Annotated in this window: 1 protein-coding gene; it reads right to left on the bottom strand. The window is 49.9% G+C overall.

Annotated features, from left to right (window positions below):
• Positions 1 to 186: 186 nt before the first annotated feature.
• Positions 187 to 1,971 (bottom strand): autotransporter outer membrane beta-barrel domain-containing protein (locus tag F3J26_RS22500; protein WP_166996031.1); only part of this gene is annotated, 1,785 nt, incomplete at its 5' end.

The raw sequence follows: 1,971 nt of genomic DNA, 5'->3' as shown, positions 1-1,971 counted from the left end.
AAAATGTTTACTTCGTATATGGCTTATTACTTTTCTTTCGTGCAGTTTGGGCTGGAAGGCGGGCATCTTTCAGACAATGCTGATTAAGTCTGTTCTGGCTATTATTATAATGACTCATCTCTGTATGATTTTTTTAGGTTGGCGCCTCCAGAGAGGCGCTTTAGAGTTCTACCGTATTCCTTCTTGTCAGAAGGCGTATTTCACTCCCAGCATACCCTGAGTGTCCCAGTAACTACCTGACCCCATCTGTTGCGCCACGTTGCCCCATGCGCTCAGATTTTCGCTTATGTGGCCCTCAACACCAGTTTTTAGCTCTGCCACATTGCGTTGCCCCTGAAGATATGCACTGCTTTCACCCATCTTCACGCCATAATCCTTCGCGGTATAAACCCAGTTTGCTTCCACAAAAGGTTCAAACTGACGGAAGGAACCTTTGTCATGATGGCTCTGTCCGGTCATTGACAAGCGTACACCCAGGCGTGTCTGGACGTTATCACTTCCCCTGCCTTCCACTTTCGTACCGTTGACTTCCGTGTGATTATCGGCTTTCACGCCGGACCATAGCACCTGTGCCTGGGGCGTTATGTAAACGTTGTTTTCCATTCCGCCGGAGGTTCTGTATGAACCCGTATGGAAAACATACCCCGTTTCCAGTGACGCGCTCAGACCTTTTGATTTGTACTTCTCATACGCCAGTTCATCACCTTTAACGGAGTTATCGAACCAGTTCCATGCCATCCAGCTGTCTGCATACAGGCCGGTTTTGTCCTTCGAATTCTGGTGCCAGGTGCTGTAGACACCAGCGCTGTAACCCCACACAGAGCCTTTTGAGTTATAACCGGACAAAGTGTTACGGGAATTACTGTACTGTTTACCGTAGCCGCCCATCAGACCAAGATGCCACGCATCGTCGTTGCCGGTGCTGCCGTTGAAGATATCTGCCCCCATCTGGAAGACTATCCGGTTTGCGGCGTATTTTGACTGACCGTCCGAGACATGTCCTTCCGTATGGCCCCCCACAGAGCGTACCCACAGACTACTTTCGTGACGCTCTCCGGTGGCCAGGTTTGTGTATATCATGCCACTTTGACGGTCTTTGAGACGCATGTTGAACATTGTTGCGGCTGCCTGAAGGTTGGCGGCGTAATTTCCTCGCTCAGGACGATAAGTGTGTCCGGTATCGGCATTGTTATGAGTTCCATTACTATTACCGTTATTGCCGTTATTGCCGTTATTGCCGTTATTGCCGTTATTGCCGTTATTGCCGTTATTGCCGTTATTGCCGTTATTGCCGTTATTGCCGTTATTGCCGTTATTGCCGTTATTGCCGTTATTACCGTTATTACCGTTATTACCGTTATTACCGTTATTACCGTTATTATTTTCACTCTGACTGGTGAGATACCAGTTATTGTTATTCATGCCGGAAGGGGTACCCTGCTGGAGATGATACTCATAACTGCCGGCTACAATTCGCCCTTTCTGAATAAAGGCACCGGAGGCGGAGTTACCGGTGGAAATAACTTCAATTCCCTCCAGGGTCTGTGCCCCGATACCGCCTTCGTTGGCGACCCTGATGTAGGTGGTGCCGGAAGCATTCCCGCTGATGGTCAGCTTATCTGTCAGGCTGTCATCGCCACCCAGCACAGTTCCGAGAGAAACTGTACCGCCATTTCCGGTCCAGTCGCCTTCCACGGCCAGGGTCTGGCCCGCATTAGTGGCTCCGTTATTAATCATTACCAGTCCGCTGTTAATCATGTCACCGTACAGTGTTACTGCTTTCGGCAGTGCATCTGCGCCGGTATCATTAATTAATACGGTACCACTGTTGTTCAGTGTGGTGACGGTCTGGCTGTTGCCGCTGAGATTAAGGGTCGCACCTTCAGCTACCGTCACACCGGAGGTGGAGGCAAAAGTATCCTCAACACCGGTTTTAAGTGTGCCGCGGCTGACCGTAGTAGTACCTGTGTA

The organism is Enterobacter sp. Ap-867 (assembly GCF_011752855.1).
GTDB lineage: Bacteria > Pseudomonadota > Gammaproteobacteria > Enterobacterales > Enterobacteriaceae > Cedecea.
Note: the sequence above shows the minus strand (reverse complement) of the source record. Positions and strands in the feature narration are given on the sequence as shown.